The following is a 25,146-nucleotide window of genomic DNA, read 5'->3' on the forward strand; positions in this document are numbered from 1 at the left end:
TTCATCCAAGCAGGCGCGTCTGCTGCGCCTGGGCCGACTCGCGCAGGTAGTCCCAGGTCGCCTTCATGCGCGCGATATCTTTCAGCTCCGCCGGCATGAGCATCCAGAAGGTGCGAGTAAACACCACCTGGTCGCCCAGCACACGCACCAGGCGCGGATCGCTGTCCGCCGAGAAGGCCGGCAGTATACCCAGCCCCACCCCGGCGGCGACCGCCTGCTGCTGGGCCAGGATGCTGGTGCTGCGCAGCGGGATATGCGCCGGTTTACCCAGCTCGTCCAGATACTGCAACTCCTTGCTGTACAGCAGATCGTCCACATAGCTGACGAAGGCCAGTTCGCGCAGGTCCTCCGCCGAGCGGATCGGCGGGCGGCCGCTCAGATACTGCGGCGAGGCGTACAGGCACAACTGGTAATCGGTCAGCCGCGTCACCAGGTAGGGGCCGCGCACCGGGCGCTCCAGGGTGATGACGATGTCCGCCTCGCGCCTGGACAGCTGCAGCATGCGCGGCGCCGCCAGCAGGTCGAAGCACAGGTTGGGATGCTGGCGATTGAACAGGGCCAGCTGGCTGGCCAGCACGTTCACCCCATAGCCCTCCGGCACGCCGATGCGCACTACCCCGGACAGGCCCTCGCCGGGGCCCTCGCGCACCCGGTCGATATCGATGCAGGCGCTCTCCATGGCCTCGGCCCGCGGCAGCAGGTTGCGCCCCGCCTCGGTCAGGCTGAAGCCACTCGCGCCGCGCAGGAACAGCTGCTGACCGAGGCTGTTCTCCAGCGCCTGGATGCGCCGCGATACTGTGCTGTGGTCGACCTCGAGGCGGCGCGCCGCCACCGCCAGCTTGCCGGCCCGTGACAGTTCGAGAAAGAAGCGCAGGTTGTCCCAATCCATCGCATCGCCCACCTTTGCAAATTTGCACAATACACTTGCAAATACCCCAGTTGCCACATGCAAAAATGCATTGCTAGGATCGAGACAGGCCCCCGGCTCAAGCCCTTCGCCCATCGACCCACTAGCAGGTACGCTCCATGACAGCCCAAGCAAGCGCAGTCCCCACGGTCAAACTGCTGATCAACGGCGAATTCGTCGAATCCAGGTCCAGCGAGTGGCGCGACATCGTCAACCCGGCCACCCAGCAGGTGCTGGCGCGCGTGCCCTTCGCCACCGCCGAGGAGATGAACGCCGCGGTGGCCGCGGCCAAGAACGCCTTCAAGACCTGGCGCAAGACGCCGATCGGCGCCCGCGCGCGAATCTTCCTCAAGTACCAGCAGCTGATCCGCGACAACATGAAGGAGCTGGCCGCCATCCTCACCGCCGAGCAGGGCAAGACCCTGGCCGATGCCGAGGGCGACGTGTTCCGCGGCCTGGAGGTGGTCGAGCACGCCGCCAATATCGGCAACCTGCAGATGGGCGAGCTGGCCAACAACGTGGCCAGCGGCGTCGACACCTATACCCTGCAGCAGCCGCTGGGCGTGTGCGCCGGCATCACCCCATTCAACTTCCCGGCGATGATCCCGCTGTGGATGTTCCCCATGGCCATCGCCTGCGGCAACACCTTCGTCCTCAAGCCCTCCGAGCAGGACCCGATGGTGACCATGCGCCTGGTCGAGCTGGCCCTGGAGGCCGGCATCCCGGCCGGCGTGCTCAACGTGGTGCACGGCGGCGCCGAGGCGGTGAACCTGCTGTGCGACCACCCGGACATCAAGGCCATCTCCTTCGTCGGCTCGTCCCGGGTCGGCAGCCATGTGTACAAGCGCGCCACCGCCAACGGCAAGCGCGCCCAGTGCATGATGGGGGCGAAGAACCACGCCATCGTCATGCCCGATGCGCCGCGCCAGCAGACCCTCAACAACCTAGTCGGCGCCGCCTTCGGCGCGGCCGGCCAGCGCTGCATGGCGCTGTCGGTGGTGATCCTGGTCGGCGAGGCGCAGCAGTGGCTGCCCGAGCTGGTGGAGAAGGCCAAGACCCTGAAGATCGGCGCAGGCGCCGAGGCCGGCACCGATGTCGGCCCGCTGGTGTCCTGCGCCGCCCTCGACCGCGTCGGCGGGCTGATCGCCCGCGGCGTCGAGGAAGGCGCCAGGCTCGAGCTGGACGGGCGCAACCCGCAGGTTCCGGGCTTTGAAAAGGGCAACTTCGTCGGCCCGACCATCTTCTCCGGCGTGACCGCGGCGATGAGCGTGTACCAGGAGGAAATCTTCGGCCCGGCGCTGTGCGTGATGCACGCCGCCACCCTGGACGAGGCCATCGAGATCATCAACGCCAACCCGAACGGCAACGGCACCGCCATCTTCACCCGTTCCGGCGCCGCCGCGCGGCACTTCCAGGAGGAAATCGACGTCGGCCAGGTCGGCATCAACGTGCCGATCCCGGTGCCGGTGCCGCTGTTCTCCTTCACCGGCTCGCGCGGCTCCAAGCTCGGCGACCTGGGGCCCTACGGCAAGCAGGTGGTGCTGTTCTACACCCAGACCAAGACCGTGACCGAGCGCTGGCTGGACGAGGACGAGGTCGGCCACGTCAACACAACCATCACCCTCAAATGAAAGCAGCAAGCCGCAGGCAGGGACCACTTGCTTGCGGCCTGAAGCTTGAAGCTGCTCAGTAGGAGCCGTAATGGATTTCGAACTCGACGAGGAACAACGCCTGCTGGTCGACAGCGCCCGCGCCTTCGCCGGCTCCGAGCTGGCGCCACACGCGGCGGACTGGGACCGCGATCATCACTTCCCGGTCGAGGTGATTCGCCGCGCCGCCGAGCAGGGTTACCTGGGCCTGTATATCAAGGAAGAGGACGGCGGCCTGGGCCTGTCGCGCCTGTCCAGCGCGCTGATATTCGAGCAGCTGGCCGCCGGCTGCGTGGCCACCACGGCCTATATCAGCATCCACAATATGGCCACCTGGATGCTCGCCTCCTTCGCCGATGCCCCGCTCAAGGAGCAATGGCTGGCCCGGCTGATCTCCGGCGAGGCGCTGGCCTCCTACTGCCTGACCGAGCCCGATGCCGGCTCCGACGCCGCCCACCTGCGCACCCGCGCCCGCCGCGACGGCGACGACTACGTGCTGGACGGCAGCAAGTGCTTTATCTCCGGCGCGGGATCGACCGATGTGCTGATCGTCATGGCGCGCACCGGCGAGGACGGCGCCAAGGGCATCTCCTGCTTCCTGGTACCGGGCGATGCGTCCGGGGTGAAGTACGGACGCAACGAGGACAAGATGGGCTGGCGCGCACAGCCGACCCGCACCATCGCCTTCGAGGGCGTGCGCATCCCGGCGGGCAACCGCATCGGCCCCGAGGGCCAGGGCTTCGTCTACGCCATGAAGGGCCTGGACGGCGGCCGCCTGAATATCGCCAGCTGCTCGCTGGGCGCCGCCCAGGCGGCGCTGGAGCAGAGCCTGCGCTACGCCTGCGAACGCAAGCAGTTCGGCAAGCCGCTGGCCGAGTTCCAGGCCCTGCAGTTCAAGCTGGCCGATATGCTCACCGACCTCACCGCCAGCCGGCAGATGGTGCGCCTGGCAGCGCACAAGCTGGACAACCGCCACGCCGAGGCCAGCCTGTACTGCGCCATGGCCAAGCGCTTCGCCACCGACCACTGCTTCACGCTGTGCAACGAGGCCCTGCAGCTGCACGGCGGCTACGGTTATCTGAACGACTACCCGCTGGAACGCTGGGTGCGCGACAGCCGCGTGCATCAGATACTGGAGGGGACCAACGAGATCATGCGGGTGATCATCGCCCGCCGCCTGCTGGACCAGGGCGGCATGCTCGATCGCCTGCTGTAGCTTTGGCTTTCAATCCCCTCTCCCCTCGGGGAGAGGGCTAGGGAGAGGGGGCCGAGCAGCTTCCCTCTCCCCCGCCCCCTCTCCCATCAATGGGAGAGGGGAGTCAACCGACGAGGACCGTTATGACCACCGCCATCGAAGCCTACAAACCCGGGGTCTTCGACCTGACCCACAAGCTCACCGTGGAGAAGCACGGCCACACCGCGCTGATCACCATCAACCACCCGCCGGCCAACACCTGGGACCGCGACTCGCTGATCGGCCTCAAGCAGGTGGTCGAGCACCTCAACCACGACGACGACGTCTATGCCCTGGTGGTGACCGGCCAGGGCAGCAAGTTCTTCAGCGCCGGTGCCGACCTCAACCTGTTCGCCGACGGCGACAAGGCCCGCGCCCGCGAGATGGCGCGACGCTTCGGCGAAGCCTTCGAGACCCTGCGCGACTTCCGTGGCGTGTCGATCGCCGCGATCAACGGCTACGCCATGGGCGGCGGCCTGGAATGCGCCCTGGCCTGCGACATCCGCATCGCCGAGCGGCAGGCGCAGATGGCCCTGCCGGAGGCCACGGTCGGCCTGCTGCCCTGCGCCGGTGGCACCCAGGCCCTGCCCTGGCTGGTCGGCGAGGGCTGGGCCAAGCGCATGATCCTCTGCGGCGAACGCATCGACGCCGAGACGGCGCTGCGCATCGGCCTGATCGAGCAGGTGGTGGACAGCGGCGAGGCCCGCGGCACCGCCCTGCTGCTGGCGGCCAAGGTGGCGCGGCAGAGCCCGGTGGCGGTACGCACCATCAAGCCGCTGATCCAGGGCGCCCGGGAACGCGGGCCGAACGCCTGGCTGCCGGAGGAGCGCGAGCGCTTCGTCGACCTGTTCGACGCCGACGACACCCGCGAGGGGGTCAACGCCTTTCTGGAGAAACGCGACCCGCAGTGGCGCAACAAGTAAACCGCAGCTGCAAGCTGCAAGCTGCAAGCATGCAGTCGGATCGAATGCCATAGCGCTTCTACTTGAAGCTTGTGGCTTACGGCTCGAAGCCCAACCTAAGGTTGCCCCATGAACATGCATTTCGAAGAACGCCCCGGCCTGCACGGCTACCGCATCGGCATCGCCAGCCTGGATGCGGAGAAGAGCCTCAACGCCCTGACCCTGCCGATGATCGAGGCGCTCGACGCCAAGTTGCGCGAGTGGCAGGACGACCCGGCCATCGCCTGCGTGCTGCTGCGCGGCAACGGGCCCAAGGCCTTCTGCGCCGGCGGCGACGTGGTGCAGCTGGTGCAGCAGTGCCGCGAGCATCCCGGCGAGGTGCCGCCGCTGGCGCGGCGCTTCTTCGCCGACGAATACCGCCTCGACCACCGCATCCATACCTATCCCAAGCCGCTGATCTGCTGGGCCCACGGCCATGTGCTGGGCGGCGGCATGGGCCTGATGCAGGGCGCGGCGATCCGCATCGTCACCCCGAGCAGCCGGCTGGGCATGCCGGAGATCAATATCGGTCTGTATCCGGACGTCGGCGGCAGCTGGTTCCTCGCCCGCCTGCCGGGCCGGCTCGGCCTGTTCCTCGGCCTCACCGCCAGCGGCATCAACGCCCGCGACGCCCTCGACCTGGACCTGGCCGACCGCTTCCTGCGCGACGACCAGCAGGAGGCGCTGCTCGAAGGCCTGGTGCAGCTCAACTGGCAGCAGCAGGCGCCCGAGCAACTCAACAGCCTGCTGCGCGCCCTGGAGCAGGAGGCCCGCGCCGAGCTGCCGCAGGCCCAGTGGTTGCCGCGCCGCGAGCGCATCGACGCGCTGCTCGACGTGGCCGACCTGCCCGCCGCCTGGCAGGCACTCACCGCCCTGCACGCGGACGAGGACCTGCCCCTGGCGCGCGCCGCCAAGACCCTGGCCGCCGGCTGCCCGCTCACCGCCCACCTGGTCTGGGAGCAGATCCGCCGCGCCCGCCACCTGTCGCTGGCCGAGGTGTTCCGCATGGAATACGCCATGAGCCTGAACTGCTGCCGCCACCCGGAATTCCCCGAGGGCGTGCGCGCCCGCCTGATCGACAAGGACCAGGCGCCCAAGTGGCACTGGCCGGACCCGGCCGGCATACCGCCGGCGGCGATCGAGGCGCACTTCGCGCCGCTGTGGGAAGGCGAGCATCCGCTGGCGGATCTGTAACTCCCCCTCTCCCCCTGGGAGAGGGTCGGGGTGAGGGAACGACCACGAGTCGCCCCGCAGCCCCTCACCCCCGGCCCCTCTCCCACAGGGAGAGGGGTGCTACCTGCCACTCGAGGAGAACAACAACAATGCCCCAGATCGCCTTTATCGGCCTCGGCCACATGGGCCTGCCCATGGCCCGCAACCTGCTCAAGAACGGTTACTCGGTGACCGCCTTCGACCTGGTCACCGAGGCCGTGACCAGCCTCGCCGGCGAGGGCGCCAAGGCCGCGACCAGCGCCGCCGAGGCGGTGCGCGACGCCAGCGTGGTGATCAGCATGCTGCCCGCCAGCCGTCATGTGGAGGGGCTGTACCTGGGCGAAGGCGGCCTGCTGGAGAAGATCACCCCCGGCAGCCTGGTGCTGGAGTGCTCGACCATCGCCCCCGACTCCGCGCGCAAGGTGCACGGCGCCGCCGCCGCGCGCGGCATCGCCCTGCTCGACGCGCCGGTGTCCGGCGGCACCGCCGGCGCCGCGGCCGGCACCCTGACCTTCATGGTCGGCGGCAAGGCGGAAACCCTGGAGAAGGCCCGGCCGATCCTCGCCGCCATGGGCAAGAACATCTTTCACGCCGGCCCGGACGGCGCCGGCCAGGTAGCCAAGGTGTGCAACAACCAGCTGCTCGCCGTGCACATGATCGGCACCGCCGAGTCCATGGCCCTGGGCGTGGCCAACGGCCTGGATCCGGCCGTGCTGGCCGAGATCATGCGCCAGAGCTCGGGCGGCAACTGGAGCCTGGAGAAGTATAACCCCTGGCCGGGAGTGATGGAGAATGCGCCGGCGTCCAAGGGCTACAGCGGCGGCTTCATGGCCGAGTTGATGGCCAAGGACCTGGGCCTGGCCCAGGAGGCCGCCCAGGTCACCGGCAACAGCACGCCGATGGGCGCCCTGGCGCTGCAGCTGTACCGCATGCTGCTCAAGCAGGGCGACGGCAAGCTGGACTTCTCGGCGGTGCAGAAGCTGTTTGTCGAGAAGCCTCAGGGTTAGTCGGAGATGCCCCAGCGCCAGCCACTGTCGCGCCGGTTCCACTCGGCACTGCCCTGGATTTTCGGTTCACGATCCCGCTGGCGTTCATGGCGCTGGTCCCTGCGCGGGTAGCCGTCGTAGCGCTGCCCACCGTGACGCTGCCAGTAGGACTGCTCGCGATGGCGCTGGTCCCAGCCCTGGCGCGGCGGCTGGTAGCCCTGCAGGCGCGGGCGATCCCGCTCATGGCGATGGTCGCGGCGACGCTCGTCGTGCCACTGGTAACGGCCGTCGTAGCCGGGGGCGTAGTGGGAGTGGCGACGCTCCTGGTAGCGGTCGCGGTGCCAGCGATAGCGGTGGCGGTCATAGTCGTCGTAGTAATAGCGGTAGACCGGGTAGCTCTCGTAGTACTGCACGCTGTAGCCGGGACGGGAATAGCCGTAATCGCCGCCGTAGGCGACACAGCCACTGAGACTCAAGACAAGCACCGCAAGGGCAAGGGCTAGACGGGACATGGCGGCCTCCTTCGACCGCTGGGAAGGCGCCGGCGTATGCCGGCTCCGGGACTGCTCCCATCCCATCAGACCGCCCGCCGGCCACTCCTGTGCGAAGTGGCCGGGATGCTTTCCTGTTGCAAGTTGTTACGGCGCCGGCAGCTCGATGTCGTCCCGGTAGGGCGACTGCAGGTCGCGCTCGGGAATCTCCCAGATCAGCAGCTGCGGCGGCGTCTCGCGGAAGGCGGGGCTGGCGAAGTAGTCCCTGGCGGCACCGGAGAACTCGCCGCCGTCCTTGGCGAAGTTGCCCAGGCTGGCGCCCAGTGCCTGTTCGAGGAACGGCACGAAGTTGGAGTTGCGCGAGAAGGAGGTGCCGATCAGCGCCACGTTGGGCAACTGGCTGTCGCCGAACAGGTCGTCCTCGCTCATGGCCTCGGCCTGCTCGACCTTGCTGAAACGCGACTCGGCCACCCGATCGCCGGCCGGCTGCAGGCCCTGCGGCAGCCAGTCGAGACCGGCCAGGCGCACCAGATCGCCGGGGCGCGGCGCCTCCGGCAGCACCTCGCGCGTCAGCTGCTGGGCCGGTGCCGGGCTCACGCCCAGCGCCGTGACCCGCGCGGCCAGGGCCTCGGCCGCCGCCTCGGCGCCGAGCTCGCTCCAGTGGGTGTCGCTGCGCAGGTAGGCGTCGGCGCCCAGCGGCTGCAGCACCGGCGCCAGGTCGACGGCCGTCACCCCGGCGGCCTGCAACGCGGCCTGCCAGCGCACGGCCCGCTCGGCCAGCTGCGGCGAACGGGCGACCCCACAGAGCTGCCCGGCGGCGATGCGGCTCTTGTCCGGCACCAGCGCCACCAGCAGGCGGATGTCGCGCGCCGCCAGCCAGTCGCGCACCGCCGCGACCTTCTCCGCGCGGGCCTGGGCGTTGGCCTCGGCCCGCGGGTGGATGCGGTTCTCGTCGGCGAGGAACAGCCAGCCGGGGCAGCCCTGGCGCACGCGCGGGCCGGTATCGCCCAGCGCCAGCCAACTGGCGGCACGCTCGAGGTCCGCCGCCCACTGGGCAACCGACACACTGGCCAGCTCGCCGGCGATGTGATGGGTCAGCGCGCCCTCGGACACCTGCTGCCAGCTCAGTGCCTGCGCCGGCTGCACCGTCACCTTGTGGCTCACCAGCACGGCCCACAGCACCGAGGACAGACCCGCGACCAGGAACGCCAGCATCACCATGCCGGCGAGGGGGCTTAGCTTCGCGGTCGAGGTCTCGGCGGCTGCAGAGTGGTTATCAGTCATCACATCAGGCCTTAGAACTGGAAGTACAGGAAGGGCACCGTTTCACGGCTGGCGATCAACGCGAACGACAGCATGAAGCCCAATACCGGCCACAGCGAACCTGCGAGATAGAACAGGACATTCTGGCTGAAGCGCGCCACGAACCGCTGCTGATAGATCGGCGCGATCACGCACAGCACGCCCAACAGGGCGGCGATGCCATGGGTCGGGCGCAGGGTGGCCGCCAGGGCATCGCCCAGGGCAAAGGCATTCAGGCCGAACTGGCCGGCGTACATGGTCAGTGCCGTGGCGAAATCGGGGGCGCGGAACAGTGTCCAGGCCAGCGCGACGAACAACAGCGTCAGCACGTGCGAGAGCGCCCTCGGCATGCTGAACCAACCGGCGCCGCTCCAGATGCGCGCCACGCACAGGGCAACCCCGTGCGCCAGGCCCCAGAGCAGGAAGTTCCAGCTGTCACCGCCATGCCACAGGCCGGCGATGGCCATGGTCAGCAACAGGTTGCGATAGATCAGCCAGCGGCTGCCGCGGTTGCCGCCGAAGGGAATGTACAGGTAGTCGCGAATCCAGCTGGACAGCGACAGGTGCCAGCGCCGCCAGAAGTCCTGAATGCTGCTCGCCAGATAGGGGCGATTGAAGTTCTCCGGAAAGTGGAAGCCGAGCATCAGGCCGATACCGATGGCCATCGCGCTGTAGCCGGCGAAATCGAAGAACAGCTGCAGTGAATACGCCAGGCAGCCTATCCAGGCATCGACGAAGCTGGGCTCGGGCAAGGCGAAGGCCGCATCGACCACCGGCGCCAGGCTGTCGGCGATCAGCACCTTCATGCTCATGCCGATCATGAAACGCCGGGCGCCGAGGCCGAAGTTGCTCCAGCTCAGGCCGCGCTGGTGGAGGTCTTCGTTCACCCAGCTGTAGCGAATGATCGGCCCGGCGATGGACTGGCCGAACATCAGCAGATAGGTCGCGTAGTCGACGAAGCTGCGCTCGACCTTGACCGTGCGCCGATACACGTCGACCAGATAGGAGATGGCCTGCAGCACGATGAACGACAGGCCCGCCGGCAAGGCCACCTTCTGCCACTCCAGCGGCAGCGCGCCCTGCGACATCAGCACCTCGTTGAGGGTCGCTGCCAGGATGTTGGCGTACTTGTACCAGCACAGGACCAGCACGTTGATCACGATCATGGCCGCCAACCAACGCCCCCGGCTCTTCGAGCCGAATGGCGCCCGATCGATCAGCAGCCCCCCTACCCAGGTGATCAGGGTCAGCGTCGTGTGCAGCAGCATGAACATCGGGCTGAGCCAGGCGAAGAACACCCAGCTGCCGACCAGCAGCACGCCGTTGCGCAGCTGAGTCGGCGCGAGCACGTAGATCAATAGAACGACAGGTAGAAAGAGCGTCAGAAACTCGAGTGAGGTGAAGACCATGGTTGAGGCATCAGTTCGCTAGATTGTCCTGGGCCTGGAACAGGCGCGGCCCCAGGGCGGACGGCACCAGGAACAGGGTATAGCGCTGGCCGGCGGCCAGTTGCCCGAGGTCCAGCGGCTCGCCCACGGCGGCGCCGCCGCAACGCAGCTGCACGGACAGCTTCAGCGGGTTGATCGAGCGGCGCTGCAGGCTGCCCTCGGCGACATCCTTGAAGATGTCGACATTGCGCCCGGCGGCCTGCAGGCCGGCATTGGCGCAACCGCCGTCGAGGCTGTAGAAGGCCAGCGAGGCCTTGAGCGCGTTGAAGTCGTCCGGCTGCTCGCGCAGGGTCAACAGGCGCAGTTCCTTGCCGTTACCGAGGCCGACCACGGTGGCGAACTCGCCCGGCTCGACGCTGACGTCCAGCGCCTGCTGCCCGTCGCCCTGCTTCAGGCTGCCCTGAATCGGCTTGCCGGCCGGCACGGTGAGAAAATCGGAGGCGCGCTGCTCGCCTTCCAGGCGCAGGCTGGCGCCGTTGGCGGCGCTCAGCTCAAGCGCCGTCTCGCCGGCATTGAAGAAGCGCAGGAAGGCCGAGTCCTCGCTGGGCCCGGTGGGATACAACGGAATCTCCGCCGCCAGGGCCTGACCCAGCGGCAGCGTGGCGAACAGGCCGAGCAGTGCGCGCTTCATCATTTGCCTCCTTTCAGGCTGGCGGCCGGCAGCTTGCTCATCGCCTCGGCGATGGCGTTGCCCCAGGCCTTGTAGCCGGCCACGGTGAAGTGCTGGCCGTCGGTGGTGACCCACTGGCCAGGCTTGGACATCTTCAGCGAGTCGACATAGGTACAGGGCGCCACGTTGGCGGCGAGGAACTGCGACATCAGCTGGGTGCGCGGGTCGTTCTTCTTGTACTTGCCGCCGGCCTTGCCCCAGGCCGGGCCGACCCACACGCACTTGGTGCCGGTGGCGGCGATGGCCTTGGTCAGGTTGGTCACGCTCTGCCAAGCCCAGGCCTTGGGAAAGGCCGGCTTGTCGTAGGAAGCCATGGTGTCGCCGATCACCAGCACCACCACATCGGGTTTCTTCTGCGCGATGAGATCCTTGATCGGCGTGGTGGTGGCGCCGCTGCCCTTGAGCACGAGCTTGCCGTTGCCGTCCTGCACGGCACCGCAGTCGACCTTCTTCGTCACCAGCCAGTCGGCCGCGCTGGCGCCACAGGCGCCGATGGAATGCACATTGGCGCCCTTGGCCACCAGCGCGGCGTTGAGCGGCTCGGTCAGGTGGTTCTGCAGGCTCATGTGGCTCTCGCCGAGCACCAGAAGGGTCAGGCCGGCCAGTACGGAAGAAGACATCGGAAACTCCTCGAATCGTTCACTGCATAAAGAGAAAAATCGGGCTTACTGGGCGGCGCCCTTGCGCACCTTCTCCAGCTCGGCGCTGATGGCGGCGCCCCACTTCTGGTAGCCCTGCACGTTGAGGTGCTGGCCGTCGGTGGTGGCCCACTCGCCCGGCTTGGAGAACTTCAGCGAGTCGACATAGCTGCACGGCGCCACGTTGGCAGCGAGAAAGGCCGACATCTGCTTGACCTTGGTGTAGGTCTTGCCGTACTTGCCGCCTTCAGTGCCCCAGTTCGGCCCGACCCAGGCGCACTGGGTGCCGGTGGCGCCGATGGCCTTGGTCAGGCTGGTGGTCTGCTGCCAGATCCAGGCCTTGGGGAAGGACGGCTTGTCGTAGCCGGCCATGGTGTCGCCGATCACGATCAGCACCAGGTCCGGCTTGTCCTTGGCGATCAGCTCCTTGATCGGCGTGGTGCCGGCCTTGCCACGCAGCACCTGGGCCGGCGCCTTGCCGCGCCGTTCGGCCGCGCCACAGGAGCCGCCCGGGGACGCCTTCAGCCAGTCGCCGGCGTTGGCGCCGCAAATACCGATGGAGTGGACATTGGCGCCCTTGCGGATGAGGTCATCGTGCAGGCCACCGATCAGGTAGTTGGGAGTGGCCATGTGGCTGTCGCCAATGATCAGGATCGACAGACCGGCGAGCAGGGAGGAAGCCATCGGAAATCCTTATTTCGCGTAGGGGGATTGATAGGGCGAGACCGGCAGAGCCATCGGGCCGGTCATGCGCTCGAGCATGTAGCGCAGGTACAGGCCGCCATTCCACTGGCGATAGTCCTGGGCGTTGTCGACGCCGACCTGGCCGCCGAGGAACAGGTGATCGCCCAGCTGGTATTCGGCGACACCGGACAGGTTGTAGCCGATGCCGGTGCTGCTATCGCTGCCGTAGACCGCCTCGTAGCCCAGCGCGCGGCTGGCGGCGGCCTGCATGGCGCCATCGCCGGGGAAGAAGTCGGCCTCGTCCTGGCTGATCGACTGCACACCGACCGAACCGCGCAGCTGGAAGCTCAGGCGCTCGTAGCGACGCGCCCAGCTGACCGGCACGCCCAGGGCGAAGAAACGTTGCGGGCTGAAGTAGCCGCCGTGGCCGTAAGTGAAGTAGCCGAGGTTCTCGCGATAGCCGATGCCGAGCAGGTCGAGACCGATGGTGGCCTGGCTCTGCTCGTCGTTCTGCAGGTACCAGTAGACGCCGGTGCCCAACTCGACCCGGTCGTTGTCCTCGACGTTGTTGCCGAGCAGGCGATGCCAGCCGGCATAGGCGTAGGCGCCCATCTCACGGTCGTCGAAGGCCAGTTGGGCGCGAGCGCCGTTGGCGGTGACGCCGCCCCACTTCTGCCCGCTGCGCTTGTCCTCGGCACCGGCGAAGGACAGCAGGCTGTCGGTGACCGCACGCCGCGACGCATTGACACTCCAGTGCAGATCCGGGCTGCCGGGCACCGCCCGTTCGATGCTGACACCGCCAACCGCCGTGCTGTAGAGGAAGCCCTGCGGCGTGGTGCCGATATCGGCCTTGACGCCCGCCCCCGGATTCTCGAAGGCCACGGCCAGGCCGACGCCGGAATCCTGCTGCGAGCCTGGCGACATGCCGGGATTGTCCAGGGTCGCCTGCGGGCCACCGCCGAAACGGTCGCGGGCGCTCGCATCCAGGCTGCCGGCATCCAGCGACACCGGGGTGACGCGCACCGCCAGGCGGTTGTCGCCCAGCGGCATGCTGACCTCGAAGGGCGCCTGCACGTCGGTGATCTTGCTCAGGCCCGACTCGCTGTCGTTGCTGCGATACGTCACACCCTGTGCCAGGTAGGGGCTGCGCTGCTGGAGGATGTCGTCCAGCGCGCGGGCCGCCTCGCTCATGCCGGCACGCGGGTCCGGCTCATCTTCGACACCCGGCAGGAAGGGGTTGGCCGCAGCGGGTTCGGCGGCAGCTGGGCTGGTCACCGCTGCAGGCTCCGGTCGCAGGGCCAGCAGGCTGTCGCGCGATGAAGTCGCGGGGAATTCGCTGCGGGCGGGTACGGCCTGCCTGCTGCCGGCCGGTGCCGGGATACTGTCCAGAGCCAGGGCGGAACGCTCGACGGGCGACGGCAGCGTCGACACCGGATCGGGAATTTCGGCGGGCGCGGCGGCCAGGCCGCCAACGCCGGCGAAGGGGTTGGCCGGCGCGCTGGCCGGACGGGTACTGGCGGCGAAGCTCGGGGTCTGCTCGCGCTTCTCCCGGGCAACCACCTTGCCGAGCAGCTCGGCGGCGGTGCCGGTACGGCCCAGATAGCGGTACACGCGCGCCGCAGTAGTGAGAATATCGACATCGTTGGGCGCCAGCTTCAGCGCCTGCTCCAGGCGCTCCTCGGCATAGGCGTTCTCGGCCTGCTGCGCGGCCATGTCAGCGGCACCGACCTGCAGGTTGGCATCGTCGGGGTGTCGCTTTACCAGTGGCTTGAACAGTTCCAGAGCCTTGGCCGTATTGCCGTGGGCGCCGTACATGCGCGCCAGCGCGGAGACCGCCAGGCGGTCCTGCGGACGCTGCGCCAGCGCCGGGGCCAGGGTGTCGTAGGCGGCGGCCAGTTCGCCGCGCAGGCGCAACTGCTCGGCCTGGCGAACGCGATAGTGGAACAGCAGATCGTCGTACTGCTTGCGCTGCTCCAGGGTCATGCTGCGCCCCTGCAGATCACGCAGGATGGCGGCCACCTCACTGTCCTGTTCGGCGCGCAGCAACACGCCGGCATAGCTCAGGGTCAGGCTCAGATCGCTGCGCGGGCTGCGCGCCAGCAGATCACGCATGATGCGCATGGCGCGCTGCGGGTCTTCGGCATCGGCATAGGCGGCCGCCAGGATGGCCTGGCGCGATGCGCTGCCCTCGGCCAGCGGCTCGATGCGGCCGAGGAAGGCGCGTGCCTCGGCATGCCGGCCGCTGCGGTTGAGGTCGTCGATCTCCTGCATCTGCAGGTTGAAATCGACCTCGGCCACCAGCCGATTGACATCGGCGTTGCGTGCCTCGCGGGGAATACGCGCCAGCGTGACCTGGGCCTTGCGCCAATCGCCCAGCTCCATCGACAACAGGGCACTGGTGTACAGCGCATCCTTATCGTCGGGTCGCTCCTGCAGTAGCCCATCGACCAGGCTGCGCGCCTCCTCGACGGCGCCCAGGTCGACATACAGGCGCGCCAGGGCGAACCGCGCCCAGGCGTTGTTCGGGTCGTCACGCAGGGCGTTTTCCAGCTCCCGGCGCATGCCGGCACTGTCGCCACGCTGCTCGGCGGCGCGAGCGCGTTGCAACGACTGTTCGGCGCGCAGCTGATCGAGGCTGCCGATTTTCTCGCGCTCGGACTGCGGCAGCTTCTCCAGTTCACGCAGCGCCTGGTCGACTTTGCCCTGCCCGCCCAGCACCTGCACCAGGCCGCGCAACGCACGCGCCTGCTGCTGGCCCAGCGGCAGGGCCTGACGATAGCCGTCCTCGGCGGCGGCCAGTTCACCCTGACGCGCCTGCAGGTCGGCCAGGGTCAGCAGCGCCTCGACATCCTTGGGCTTGAGCCGGCGCGCCTGCTCCAGTTGCTGGCGGGCGTCGACACTGCGGTCCTTGGCCAGGCTGTCGCGGGCACGCTGCAGCAGAGACCAGTAGCGCACATCGTCCAGGGCACTGCGCCAGGCACGGCCACCGCCGTTGTTCACGGCGCGGGTGAGCAGCAACTCGGCATCGTCGTAACGCTCCTGGCGTTGACGCAGGATGCCCAGCCCGCCGAGGGCGTCGGGGTCCTTGGGGTTCTTCTTCAGGTAGGCACTCAGCTCGCGCTCGGCCAGCTGAAACTCGCCCTTGTCCAATGCCTTGAGGCCCCGGTCGAGCTGCGGGTCGCGGCGCCAGGCCGCCGCTCCGCTGGCGGGCTGACTACGCCCCTTGACCAGCAGCGCACGGATTTCCTCATCGTCCGGGTGGCTCTCGAGGAATTGCTCGAACAGCGGTTGCTGCGCCGGCTTGGGCGGGCCGATCCAGGTCAGTGCCAGACGCCAGCTCTCGTCGGCGTCACCGCCGATATCCTCGCGCTGGGCCAGCTTGGCCAGGGCGCGAATGCCCTCCTCGCGCGCCCCCTGGTTGCGCGCTAGATGTTTGCCCAGGAACAGCGCCGCGTAAGGGTCGTCCGGGTACTCGCGCTGGATGCGCTCCATACCACTGCGCGCCTCGGCCCAGTGTGCATCGACGTATCCCAGGTTGTTGTAGAACTCCAGGCCGATCTGCCCCTGCGCCGGCTTGCCGCCCAGCGCCCGGCGATAGACCTCGGCGGCTTCGCCGCGCTGGTCGCTCTCGACCAGCAGGCGTGCCTCGTCGAGCAGCTGCTGGTTGGCCGGATCGGCCAGGCGCATGTCCTGCTCCAGGAGCAATGCCTGGCGCGGCAGCGGCTGCAGCGCCTGCAGCCGCTGCAGGTAGCCGGCGGCACTGCTCAGATCGCCGTCCTTGACCGCGATCAGGCCCAGACCATAGAGCGCATCAGGCTGCGCCGCATCGATCAGCAACAGCTTGTTCCACACCTCGCCGGCGCGCTTGGGCTTATCCTGCGCCTGCCAGAAGTGGCCCTGTTCGACCAGCAGGCGGCTGGCTTCGTCGCCCTCGGCCAGGGCGCTGCCCTGGGCCAGGACGGCAAGCAGGGCCAGAGTCAGGGGGCAGTAGCGGAACATGGGGTCTCCCAGCGTGGTTGCAGGCGGCCATCGGCGGCGAAGCGGTAATAGCCGTCGGCCCAGCCGAGGCCGAACAGGCTAAGCATGTAGTCGTAATAGAAAGGCGCCTGGGCGCTGCCGGCGATCCACTGGCCGATGGCCGCGCGCGCGCGCTGATCCTGCAACTCCTCCAGCCAGGGCTGGCCCTTGGCCCGGAAGTACGGCACCAGGGCGCCGGAGAAGCCGCTCGGGCTCTGGCCAGACGTGGCCCCGCTATGTACATCGACCTGTTCCGGCGGCAGCCCGGTGGTGGCCGTGGCGCGCGCCATGCCGAACAGGCTATCGAGCAACGGCTTGGCCAGCGGATCGTCGGGATGGGTCATGCCCGCCCAGAGGTAAACGCGGATGGCGTCGTAGCTACCGCTATTGCCCTTCATCGGGTCGCTGGCGAACAGCCCGGCGTGCTCCGATACCGCGCGGTAGCCGATCCAGTCGGCGGCGAAGCCATGTGACCCGGCCTGCTCCTGCAGCACCGCGGCATGCGCGGCGATGGCATCCCAGGGCCCCTTGGGGTCGACGACCGCCAGACGGCGCATGAGTGGCAACGGCTGGTAGCTGGGGTTGAGGCGCCACAGGTGGCCGATATGCGAGAAGCCGATCGGGCCGGGCAACAGCACCGGGCCGAGCCCCGGCAGCTCGGTGGTCTCGCGGGCCTCGATCTGCGCCAGCAAGGCTAGCGCATCGGCACGGTACTCGGGCTTGCGCCACAGACGATCGGCTTCCAGCAGGGCGTAGACGAACCACAGGTCGGCGTCGGAGGCAGAGTTGGGGTCCTGAACCTGCCACTTGCCGTCCTTGCCCTGCCCCCACAGCCAGGCCGGCAGGATGTTCTGCGGGTCGTTGCCGGCGAGGTTCTCGCGGCTCCAGCGCCAGATGCGCTCGAAGCGCGCCTGATCGTTGGCCACCAGGGCGAAGAACAACGCGTAGGACTGCCCTTCGGAGGTGCTGTGATTCTTCTCCAGACTGGATTCCAGCACGCGGCCGTCGGGCTGGATCCAGCGCTCGGCAAAGCGCTGCCAGTGCGGCCAGTCGGCCGTGCAGGCGGCCTGCACCGTACCCGCCAGCAACAGACTCAGCACCCCGGCACAGAGGTGCACGACGACGCGCGGCTTCATCCGTTCAACCGGGCGCGGGCCCGCGCGCGCAGGCTGTAGAACAGCAGCAGGCTGCACAGGCCTATGCCGAGCGCGGTGAGCAGCAGCATCCAGCTCAGATTGTTCGACAGCAGCCATTGCAGGTAGCGGAACCAGCCCAGGTCGCCGACGTGATAGTGCTCATCGGCCACCAGCGAATTGATCCGCGTACCGTTGACCACCGCCAGGCTGCCCTGCAGGGACTGCTCGTAGTCCTCGCCGCCGCGCAGGGCCGCGCTGACCTCAACCAGATTCTCGGGTGCATTGGCGGCGATCACCACCACGCTGCGCTCGCTGGTCAGTGGCGACTCGAAACCGGTGACGTAGGCTCCGGCCGCACCGCTGCCCAGCACCAGATTACTGCGTGCCGGGCGGCGACTGTCGCTGCCCACCCAGTAGCTCATGCGATGCACCAGGTCGGACAGCTCGAAGCTGGCGCGCCCGTTGATCTGCGCCGGCAGCCAGTCCGCCCAGCGCGTGAGCAGCGGCTGGTTGCTGCCGGTGGCGAGAATCAGCAGGTCCTTATCCTCCAGCTCGGCATCCTGCTCACCCTGGGTCACGGTCACGGCGCTGGCCGGCAAGCCGGTGGATTCGCCGAAACGACCGAGCAGGTCGAGCAGCAGGGAGACTTCCTCGGCGCTGGCGTTGGCCGGCACTACCACGGCGGTCTCGGACAGGTCGGCCATGCGCGTGAAGGGGAAGCCGCTGTTCTGGAACACGCCCAGGTTGGGCATGGCGATGAAGTGGTCGTAGCCGCTCAAGTCCAGGGTCGAATCCGGCTCGATAGTGCCGCGCATGTTGTCGATGATGATGTCGCGGCACTCGCCCTGCTTGATGTAGTCGTACATGAAGCGCAGCTGCAGGGTCGACTGCAGCGGCAGGCTCTCCAGGGGCAGCCGCAGTTCGGCCTCGCGCAGCAGGCTCTCGTCCTGCAGCTTGGCCAGCAGCGATTCGTCGAGGTTTTCCTGGGAGGGCAGCGGCAGCGACTTGATGAACTTGCCGCCGACGCTGATCAGCAGCGACGAGTTGGTCGACACCGGCTGCGGCGTGTAGCGGTACTTGAGGTGCAGTGGCACACCCTTCTCGCGCCAGTTGAACAGGTCCGGCGGCAGGCGCATGGGCAGCTCGATGTTGCCCGGGTTGTAACCTGCCACACTCAGGCGCTTGGCCTCGGTCAGCTCGCCTAGGCGCACCGGGCGGTCACTGGGCAGCCAGTTCGGCGCGTCATAGGGCTTACGCGGCGCCAGGCTGTCGACCCGCTCGATGCGCGCCTGGGCGCCGGCCAGCACCTGGCTGCCGCTGACCAGGGCCAGGGCGGCCTGCTTGAGCTGCTCGCCATCGCGCCCGGCGATCAGCAGGAGCTTGCCGTAGGGATCGTTGGGGTTGGCCATCAGGGTCAGGCTGGGGCCGTTGCCCGCCGGCACCTCGATGCCGCCGACGCTGGCCGGGCCATTGAGCAGGACGATGGCGTGGCCCTGCTCCGGCAGCTGCCCGAGGCTGACCGGGAAGCGCGCGCCACGGTAGCTGGCCAGGGCGCCGAACCAGGACGACACGCTGCCTGCCGCTTCCAGGGTGCGATTGTCCGGTACGCCGGCGAACACGAATGGCAGCTCCAGCAGGCGCGAGTCGCGGCTGTCGAAGAACGGCAGAGGCAGCTTGGCCAGGTCGTCCGGCAGGGCGATCTGGGTGGTCTCCAGCTGCAGCTCGCTGGTGTTGCTGACCTTGGCCCACAGGCTGGAGTGCAGCGGGTCCTCGCACATCATGGTGTAGTGGCCGATCAGCTGCAGGGTCAGGCGGTTGAACTCGGTGATCAGGTGCGGCGGGATGTCCAGCACCTGCTGCTGCAGGGTGCCGGCGGTCTCCTTGGGCACCGGCAGGCTGGCCGCCACCTGATCGTTGATCATCAGGTTGATCTGCGACAGATCGGGCAACAGTGCCGGCGAGTAGCTGTACTCCAGATTGACCCGCGCCTTGCTCACCACCTGGTCGGCACGCACATCGAAACTGACGCTGTCGCTGCCCTCGATACCGCGCAGGTGCATGGTGTAGTTGACGCCCAGCTGTTTGAGGCTGGCGCTGTAGGTCGGAACGAACTCGGGCACCAGCTCCTCCCCCTCGCCTTCGCCCTCGACAGCCTCCAGGCCTGCTTCCGCGCCGGCCTCGACCGGCTCCTCGGCCCAGGCCGGGAGCCAGGGCAGCGCCAGGCTCAGCGCGAGAAAGAGGGACGACAGTCCATTGCGTGTATGGCTCATGAGTTCCTCGGGGTGGAGCGAAGGTGGAAAGACAGGGCGCGCAGCTGGCCGACCAGTTCGACCAGGGTGGCACGCGACAACAGGCGGATGCCGCGCCAGCCGATGCTGGAGACTTCGGCCAGGGCGCCCAGCGGAGTGTCCACCGCGCCCTGGCCCCAGGTCGCGGCCCAGGTATCGGCGCGGGAGAAGGTCATGCCGGTCAGCTCGCGCTGCTGTTCGAGGTTCAGCTCGCAGAAGTTCAGGCCCAGGACATGCCCCTGGCTGAACACCACGGTGGCGGGAAACACGCTCTCCTCGCGGTCGCGGAACAGCGACACCAGCACCCGCTCACCACGGGCGACCACCGCCCCTTCGGGCAGTTCGAGGCCGACGCCGCTCTGGGAGAAGTCCTTGGTGCGGCACACCACCGTCTTGCCATCGGCCAGGCCGAGGGTGGCCGGCAGCTCCGCGTAGACCCGCGGTTCGCCGCGAATCTGCCGGGCCTCGGCGGCCACCGCCACCGAGGCGGCGCTGATGACGATGTTGTACAGGGTCCAGGTCAGGTTGATCAGCAGGGTGCTGGCGCTGGCCTCGGCATCGAAGCCCAGCTTGAACAGCCCGACCAGCACGCCGAGCAGGTTGAGCAGCAGCACCACTATGTAGGGTCGCGCCATCTTCCAGTCGAAGTAGCTCTTGTCGATCACCCCGCCCTTGGCCGTGACGTTGAACTTGCCGAGCTTGGGGTTGACCATCGCCAGCAGCACCGGGCGCATGATGTACCAGGCCAGTACCGACTCGTAGACCTCGTTCCAGAAGGAATGGCGGAAGCGCCCCTGGATGGTCGAGTTGGTAACGCTGGCGATGAGGATATGCGGCAGCGCGTAGGCCATGATCAGCAGCGCCTCGGCCTGGAATATCTGCGCGCCGAAGAACAGATAGGCCAGCGGCGCGGTGAGGAACACCAGGCGCGGCAGGCCGTAGAAGAAGTGCAGCATGGCATTGAGGTAGCACAACCGCTGCCCCAGCTTGAGGCCCTTGCCCAGCAGCGGGTTGTCGGTGCGGAAGATCTGCGCCATGCCGCGCGCCCAGCGGATGCGCTGGCCGATATGTCCGGACAGGCTCTCGGTGGCCAGGCCGGCGGCCTGCGGCAGCGCCAGGTAGGCGGTGTTGTAGCCCAGGCGATTGAGCTTGAGCGCGGTGTGGGCGTCCTCGGTGACTGTCTCCACGGCGATGCCGCCGACTTCCTCCAGCGGGCCGCGCTTGATGATGGCGCAGGAGCCGCAGAAGAAGGTGGCGTTCCACAGGTCGTTGCCGTCCTGCACCAGGCCGTAGAACAGCTCGCCCTCGTTGGGCACCGAGCGGAAGGTCTCGAGGTTCTTCTCGAAGGGGTCCGGCGAGAAGAAGAAGTGCGGCGTCTGCAGCATCGCCAGCTTCGGATCCTTGAGGAACCAGCCCATGCCGACCTGGAGGAAGGAGCGGGTCGGTACGTGGTCGGCGTCGAAGATGGCGATGTAGTCGCCACCGGTCAGCTTCAACGCATGGTTGAGGTTGCCGGCCTTGGCGTGGAAGTTGTCCGGACGAACGATGTAGCCAATGCCGGCCGCCGCGCAGAACTCGCGGAACTCGTCGCGACGACCGTCATCGAGCACGTAGACGTTGAGCTTGTCCTTCGGCCAGTCGATGGCCTGGGCGGCGAAGGCGGTCAGCTTGATGATGTCCAGCGGCTCGTTGTAGGTGGGGATGTACACATCCACGCTGGGCCACAGGCGCTGGTCGGCCGGCAGCGGATAGGGCTTGCGCTGCAGCGGCCAGGCCGTCTGCAGGTAGCCGAGCAGCAGCACCAGCAGGGCATACAGCTCGGCCAGCACCAGGCCGTAGCCGAACAGCATGTCCAGCAGGCTCTCGAACCCCAGGGAGCTGGTCAGGCGCCAGTACATGTAACGCAGCGAGGCGATGACCGACATCACGATCATCGCCAGTATCGCCAGGCGGTTGGCATGCCGGCGCAATAACAGCGCCGCCGCCATGCAGGCGGCGGTGAACAGCATCTGGCGTTCCAGGTCCAGCGGCGCCGCGACTATGACGGCGAGCACCAGCAGGGCCGCCAGCAGCATCAGGCTCTGCCCCGCTCGCCCCGCCAGAAAGCGCGCGAGCCGCGACTCCGGCGCGAGGGCGCCGGACCATGTACGGCGACTCACGCGGGTTGCTCGGCTCTGCTGTCCGTAGCCAACCTGGTCACCAGCCCCTGAGCGCACTCGAGGATGTCGTGACAGCCCCGTCCATGGGGGTCGAAGTCCAGTATGGTGCGGTTGTAGGCCAGCGCCTCGCCGATCGACTGATCGCGATGCACCAGGCCGAGCAGGCGCTGGCCGAGCAGCCCCTGCATGATCCGCGTGATGTCCTTACTGAGTTGCCGGGAGTTGTCGACCTGATTGATCAGGTAGGTCGCCCCGAAGAAATCCGCGCGCCCCTGCGCGTAATCGGCGATCAGGCCATCGATCATCGGCAGCGCGGTGTAGGACGCCGCGTCGGCGAGGCTGACCACCAGCGCCAGGTTGGCCACCGACAGCGCCTGCTGCAGGTACAGCGAGGGTCCCGGCGGCGTATCGATCAGCACCACCGCGCCTTCCGCCAGCTGCAGATCGGCCAGGCGCCGCGCCAGCCAGAGAGGGTCGTCGTCCAGGCGCTGCTCGAAGGCACGCCGGCCGGGCTCGTCGATCTGCCCGTAGGGCAGCACGCACACGCCGTCGCGGCTGGCCGCGCATAGCTCGCGCCAGTCCTGCTCGGCGCCGGACAGCCCCGCCACCACGGCCGGCCGCTCGTCGGCGAACTGGAAATGGTGATGCAGGGCGTTCTGCGGATCGAGGTCGAGGGCGAGCACGGCGCGGCCGGCCTTGCGCAACGCCGCGGCCAGGCTGGCGGCCATGGTGCTCTTGCCGACCCCGCCCTTGGCGGAGACCACGGCGATCACCCGCACATGCTCGAGACGCGGCCGCGCCTGCTGCAGAGCAGCCGCCTCGGCCTCCTGAGCCTCGTGCTCGCGAGTCTCCTCGGCCAGCTTGGCCAGCAGGCTCTGCAGCCCCTCGGGGGACCAGGCCGAGGCCTGCTGCGGCTGTGGCGCAGGCGCCTCGGTGGTACCGGGCACGGACGGATTGCCCTCGACGGCCTGCGCCTGCGACGCCGCGGCCACTGCAAACGGCGAGGGGCTCTTTACCGAAACCTCCCCGCGAGCCACCGTCGGCCAACGCTCGACAGAGGCACGTGAGTCATCCTTGCTCGCGATCTCCTGGTAGTGGTCGGGACGACCACCGAACTGCTTGAACAGATTGGCGATATCGCTAGAGACGCCCATGGCTACACCGCTGACTAGGAAATAACAGGGAGGAGATGAGACGCCCAACACATGGCGTCAAAAAATCAGCATCTGAATATTATTTATTGGAATGGTGTCAATTCTACAGCGATATAAAAAGATGATGTCAAGATGATATTTCACCTGCTTCCGCCCATGTCGCCAACAGAGCCGGTCGTGACGCCTCCAAGCAAGAGACGCGCCATTTATAAGAAACATGCGGAATGGCGCGGATTGGGGCATAAGGGCTAAAGTCGCGACAGCGCCCCCACAAGGACGAAGCATGCCGCTGACCCGCGACCAAGCCCAGCAACGGGCCGACGATATCCAGGCGTTCCGCCGCGAGGCGCAGCGCCTGGACGCCGAGAATGTACTGGCGACCGACGATGCGCCGCTGGCGCGTATCGCCGCCCACCACGACCGCCTGCTGGCACAGTACCGCGCCAGCTTCGACATCGATCACGACCAGCAGACCAAGCGCCTGTCGCTGAGCATGCGCATCGTCTCGCTGCTCGGCGCCCTGGCCCTGGCCGCCAGCCTGCTGTTCTTCTTCTACCAGTTCTGGGGGCTGTTCGGAGAAGCGAGCCAGATCGTCATTCTGATCGGCTTCTCGCTCGGCAGCCTGCTGCTGACCTTCGCCCTGCGCCGGCGCGATGCCTCCGGCTACTTCGCCAAGCTGGCGGCCATGCTGGCGCTGGCCTGCTTCATGCTGAACATCTATATGCTCGGGCAGATCTTCAACATCACGCCCTCGGACAAGGCCCTGCTGCCCTGGGGCGCCTACGCGCTGCTGCTGGCCTATGCCTGCAACGCGCGCCTGCTGCTGGTGCTGGGCCTGGCCTGCCTGCTGGCCTTCTGCGTCACCCGCCTCGGCAGCCTGGCCGGCTTCTACTGGCTGCACGCTGGCGAGCGCCCGGAAAACCTGCTGCTGCCCGGCCTGCTGCTGTTCCTGCTGCCGCAGTGGCTATCGCAGGCGCGCTACAGCGGCTTCGCCGTCGCCTACCGCATCGTCGGCCTGCTGGCCCTGTTCGGCCCCATGCTGGTGCTGGCCAACTGGGCCGAGGGCAGCTACCTCGACCTGGACGACGACCTGCTCGAGGGTGGCTACCAGCTGCTCGGCTTCCTCGCCTCGGCCCTGCTGGTGTGGCTCGGCAGCCGCCGCGACTGGCCGGAAGTGGCGCTGTTCGGCCAGCTGGCGTTTATCCTGTTTCTCTGCATCAAGATGGTCGACTGGTGGTGGGATCTGCTGCCCAAGTACCTGTTCTTCCTCATCCTCGGCCTGGCGGCGATCCTCGCGCTGCTGGTGCTCAACCGCCTGCGTCGCGGCCACAGCGGAGGTGCCAGCGCATGATCGCCCTCAAGCCTCGCCACGGCCTGCTGGCCGGCCTGGCGCTGATCCTGCTGAGCAACGCCGTGGCCCTCGGCGGCGCCTGGTACAACCGCCAGGGCGAGGCGGAAAGTCGCCTGCTGCTCTCCGAACGCGAGCTGTGGCGCAGCCACGACGGCATGCGCCGGGAAAACAGCGGCCTCAGCCTGCACCTGGACTGGCGCACGCCACGCGATCCCGAGAGCGAAAGCCGCTACAGCCGGCAGTCGCTCGGCGAGGCCACCCTGCTGCGACTGGGTTTCGAGCCCCACGCCGGCAGCGCGCAGCGCTGGCGCCAGCCGCGCGAACGCCAGGCCCTGATAGTGCTGGAGCTGGACGGCCCGGCCTACCGGGCCGAACTCCTGGCCGCCGAGCAGGAACTGCTGCAGGCCGAGAGGATGCTGGCCCTGAGCCCGGATAGCAGCGAACTCAAGGAAAAGGCCGAGCTGGCCCGCAAGGCGCTGGAACACGAGCGCACAAGAGCGAGCCGCCTGTTCGCCATAGACGCCGGCAGCGATATCCAGACCCTGCGCCAGCGCTACCCGGACCGCAGCCGCTACGCCATAGTCGGCGGCACTGTGCGCGCCTGGTGCAGCTGCGGCGGCGACGACCCGCACCGCCTGCAGGGGCAGGTCGACGCCCTGCTGGTCGACGAGCTCAACGTGCCCGCCACCTGGCGCGCGCAGCTGGCCGAGCGCATGCCGCGCCGCTACGAGAGCGAGCAGCTGCCGCTGCAGATCGAAGTCAGCTTCGGCCGGCGCCTGGAGCCCTGGATCGGCGCGCTGCGCCTGGCGGAAAAAGCCGGCGACCGCGATGACGGCGGCGCCACAGCGCGCTAGCATGGCCGCCAACGCTTCCAAGACC

At 68.1% G+C, this 25,146-nt stretch carries 19 protein-coding genes; 7 read left to right on the forward strand and 12 right to left on the reverse strand.

Translation table 11 applies throughout. The annotated features are described in order from the left end of the window. Window position 1 precedes the first annotated feature (1 nt). Entirely contained in the window at window positions 2-889 is an 888-nt protein-coding gene (locus tag AAFN46_RS02485) for a LysR family transcriptional regulator (protein ID WP_347807111.1), read from the reverse strand. Window positions 890-1,026: 137 nt separating this feature from the next. Here AAFN46_RS02485 and AAFN46_RS02490 point away from each other — a divergent pair, with 137 nt between their 5' ends. From AAFN46_RS02490 to mmsB, 5 genes are all read left to right on the forward strand, one after another. Next, window positions 1,027-2,538, forward strand: a complete 1,512-nt coding sequence (locus tag AAFN46_RS02490) for a CoA-acylating methylmalonate-semialdehyde dehydrogenase (RefSeq protein ID WP_347807112.1) — start codon at window positions 1,027-1,029, stop codon at window positions 2,536-2,538. A gap of 70 nt (window positions 2,539-2,608) precedes the next feature. Further along, window positions 2,609-3,772, forward strand: coding sequence for an isobutyryl-CoA dehydrogenase (locus tag AAFN46_RS02495; protein ID WP_347807113.1), 1,164 nt, complete (start codon window positions 2,609-2,611; stop codon window positions 3,770-3,772). Window positions 3,773-3,894: 122 nt separating this feature from the next. Continuing rightward, the gene (locus AAFN46_RS02500) at window positions 3,895-4,713 is read left to right on the forward strand and encodes an enoyl-CoA hydratase (protein WP_347807114.1); all 819 of its coding nucleotides are present in this window, start codon (window positions 3,895-3,897) and stop codon (window positions 4,711-4,713) included. Window positions 4,714-4,821: 108 nt separating this feature from the next. Then, on the forward strand, window positions 4,822-5,925 hold the full coding sequence (locus tag AAFN46_RS02505; protein WP_347807115.1) for an enoyl-CoA hydratase/isomerase family protein: 1,104 nt from the start codon (window positions 4,822-4,824) through the stop codon (window positions 5,923-5,925). Between the two features lie 128 nt (window positions 5,926-6,053). Beyond that, on the forward strand, window positions 6,054-6,950 hold the full coding sequence (mmsB, locus tag AAFN46_RS02510; protein WP_347807116.1) for a 3-hydroxyisobutyrate dehydrogenase: 897 nt from the start codon (window positions 6,054-6,056) through the stop codon (window positions 6,948-6,950). Here the strand turns inward: mmsB and AAFN46_RS02515 are convergent. The 11 genes from AAFN46_RS02515 to bcsQ all read right to left on the reverse strand — a co-directional run bounded on the left by AAFN46_RS02515 (window position 6,947) and on the right by bcsQ (window position 22,916). After that, the gene (locus AAFN46_RS02515) at window positions 6,947-7,441 is read right to left on the reverse strand and encodes a hypothetical protein (protein WP_347807117.1); all 495 of its coding nucleotides are present in this window, start codon (window positions 7,439-7,441) and stop codon (window positions 6,947-6,949) included. The genes mmsB and AAFN46_RS02515 overlap by 4 nt on opposite strands. Before the next feature lie 126 nt (window positions 7,442-7,567). Continuing rightward, complete coding sequence (locus tag AAFN46_RS02520; RefSeq protein WP_347807118.1) at window positions 7,568-8,704, reverse strand: cell division protein FtsQ; 1,137 nt, start codon at window positions 8,702-8,704, stop codon at window positions 7,568-7,570. A gap of 11 nt (window positions 8,705-8,715) precedes the next feature. Next, window positions 8,716-10,131, reverse strand: coding sequence for an MBOAT family O-acyltransferase (locus AAFN46_RS02525; protein WP_347807119.1), 1,416 nt, complete (start codon window positions 10,129-10,131; stop codon window positions 8,716-8,718). A 10-nt stretch (window positions 10,132-10,141) separates the two neighbouring features. After that, the gene (locus AAFN46_RS02530; protein WP_347807120.1) at window positions 10,142-10,801 is read right to left on the reverse strand and encodes an alginate O-acetyltransferase AlgF; all 660 of its coding nucleotides are present in this window, start codon (window positions 10,799-10,801) and stop codon (window positions 10,142-10,144) included. Further along, window positions 10,801-11,460, reverse strand: a complete 660-nt coding sequence (locus AAFN46_RS02535) for an SGNH/GDSL hydrolase family protein (protein WP_347807121.1) — start codon at window positions 11,458-11,460, stop codon at window positions 10,801-10,803. The genes AAFN46_RS02530 and AAFN46_RS02535 overlap by 1 nt, the downstream gene beginning before the upstream one ends. A gap of 45 nt (window positions 11,461-11,505) precedes the next feature. Further along, complete coding sequence (locus tag AAFN46_RS02540; RefSeq protein ID WP_347807122.1) at window positions 11,506-12,162, reverse strand: SGNH/GDSL hydrolase family protein; 657 nt, start codon at window positions 12,160-12,162, stop codon at window positions 11,506-11,508. Window positions 12,163-12,171: 9 nt separating this feature from the next. Beyond that, complete coding sequence (locus AAFN46_RS02545; RefSeq protein WP_347807123.1) at window positions 12,172-16,161, reverse strand: cellulose synthase subunit BcsC-related outer membrane protein; 3,990 nt, start codon at window positions 16,159-16,161, stop codon at window positions 12,172-12,174. Beyond that, the gene (bcsZ, locus tag AAFN46_RS02550) at window positions 16,140-17,315 is read right to left on the reverse strand and encodes a cellulose synthase complex periplasmic endoglucanase BcsZ (RefSeq protein ID WP_347807124.1); all 1,176 of its coding nucleotides are present in this window, start codon (window positions 17,313-17,315) and stop codon (window positions 16,140-16,142) included. Before bcsZ ends, AAFN46_RS02545 begins: the two co-directional genes overlap by 22 nt. After that, entirely contained in the window at window positions 17,312-19,585 is a 2,274-nt protein-coding gene (gene bcsB / locus AAFN46_RS02555; protein WP_347807125.1) for a cellulose biosynthesis cyclic di-GMP-binding regulatory protein BcsB, read from the reverse strand. Before bcsB ends, bcsZ begins: the two co-directional genes overlap by 4 nt. After that, entirely contained in the window at window positions 19,582-21,678 is a 2,097-nt protein-coding gene (gene bcsA / locus AAFN46_RS02560) for a UDP-forming cellulose synthase catalytic subunit (RefSeq protein WP_347807351.1), read from the reverse strand. The genes bcsB and bcsA overlap by 4 nt, the downstream gene beginning before the upstream one ends. Window positions 21,679-21,758: 80 nt before the next feature. Continuing rightward, window positions 21,759-22,916, reverse strand: coding sequence for a cellulose biosynthesis protein BcsQ (gene bcsQ, locus AAFN46_RS02565; protein WP_347807126.1), 1,158 nt, complete (start codon window positions 22,914-22,916; stop codon window positions 21,759-21,761). Window positions 22,917-23,199: 283 nt separating this feature from the next. Here bcsQ and AAFN46_RS02570 point away from each other — a divergent pair, with 283 nt between their 5' ends. Further along, entirely contained in the window at window positions 23,200-24,267 is a 1,068-nt protein-coding gene (locus tag AAFN46_RS02570; protein ID WP_347807127.1) for a DUF2157 domain-containing protein, read from the forward strand. Continuing rightward, entirely contained in the window at window positions 24,264-25,121 is an 858-nt protein-coding gene (locus AAFN46_RS02575) for a DUF4824 family protein (protein WP_347807128.1), read from the forward strand. The genes AAFN46_RS02570 and AAFN46_RS02575 overlap by 4 nt, the downstream gene beginning before the upstream one ends. Window positions 25,122-25,146: the final 25 nt, after the last annotated feature.

Source organism: Pseudomonas sp. CAU 1711, assembly GCF_039888625.1.
Classification (GTDB): Bacteria; Pseudomonadota; Gammaproteobacteria; order Pseudomonadales; family Pseudomonadaceae; genus Aquipseudomonas.

Bases quoted from the DNA above. Each gene is read 5' to 3' on its own strand.
- AAFN46_RS02495 (WP_347807113.1), top strand. From the start codon at position 2,609: ATGGATTTCGAACTCGACGAGGAACAACGCCTGCTGGTCGACAGCGCC.
- bcsA (WP_347807351.1), bottom strand. From the start codon at position 21,678: ATGCTGCTGGCGGCCCTGCTGGTGCTCGCCGTCATAGTCGCGGCGCCG.
- AAFN46_RS02505 (WP_347807115.1), top strand. From the start codon at position 4,822: ATGAACATGCATTTCGAAGAACGCCCCGGCCTGCACGGCTACCGCATC.
- AAFN46_RS02520 (WP_347807118.1), bottom strand. From the start codon at position 8,704: ATGACTGATAACCACTCTGCAGCCGCCGAGACCTCGACCGCGAAGCTA.
- AAFN46_RS02500 (WP_347807114.1), top strand. From the start codon at position 3,895: ATGACCACCGCCATCGAAGCCTACAAACCCGGGGTCTTCGACCTGACC.
- AAFN46_RS02530 (WP_347807120.1), bottom strand. From the start codon at position 10,801: ATGAAGCGCGCACTGCTCGGCCTGTTCGCCACGCTGCCGCTGGGTCAG.
- AAFN46_RS02490 (WP_347807112.1), top strand. From the start codon at position 1,027: ATGACAGCCCAAGCAAGCGCAGTCCCCACGGTCAAACTGCTGATCAAC.
- AAFN46_RS02515 (WP_347807117.1), bottom strand. From the start codon at position 7,441: ATGTCCCGTCTAGCCCTTGCCCTTGCGGTGCTTGTCTTGAGTCTCAGT.
- bcsQ (WP_347807126.1), bottom strand. From the start codon at position 22,916: ATGGGCGTCTCTAGCGATATCGCCAATCTGTTCAAGCAGTTCGGTGGT.
- AAFN46_RS02525 (WP_347807119.1), bottom strand. From the start codon at position 10,131: ATGGTCTTCACCTCACTCGAGTTTCTGACGCTCTTTCTACCTGTCGTT.
- AAFN46_RS02540 (WP_347807122.1), bottom strand. From the start codon at position 12,162: ATGGCTTCCTCCCTGCTCGCCGGTCTGTCGATCCTGATCATTGGCGAC.
- bcsZ (WP_347807124.1), bottom strand. From the start codon at position 17,315: ATGAAGCCGCGCGTCGTCGTGCACCTCTGTGCCGGGGTGCTGAGTCTG.
- AAFN46_RS02575 (WP_347807128.1), top strand. From the start codon at position 24,264: ATGATCGCCCTCAAGCCTCGCCACGGCCTGCTGGCCGGCCTGGCGCTG.
- AAFN46_RS02485 (WP_347807111.1), bottom strand. From the start codon at position 889: ATGGATTGGGACAACCTGCGCTTCTTTCTCGAACTGTCACGGGCCGGC.
- AAFN46_RS02545 (WP_347807123.1), bottom strand. From the start codon at position 16,161: ATGTTCCGCTACTGCCCCCTGACTCTGGCCCTGCTTGCCGTCCTGGCC.
- bcsB (WP_347807125.1), bottom strand. From the start codon at position 19,585: ATGAGCCATACACGCAATGGACTGTCGTCCCTCTTTCTCGCGCTGAGC.
- mmsB (WP_347807116.1), top strand. From the start codon at position 6,054: ATGCCCCAGATCGCCTTTATCGGCCTCGGCCACATGGGCCTGCCCATG.
- AAFN46_RS02570 (WP_347807127.1), top strand. From the start codon at position 23,200: ATGCCGCTGACCCGCGACCAAGCCCAGCAACGGGCCGACGATATCCAG.
- AAFN46_RS02535 (WP_347807121.1), bottom strand. From the start codon at position 11,460: ATGTCTTCTTCCGTACTGGCCGGCCTGACCCTTCTGGTGCTCGGCGAG.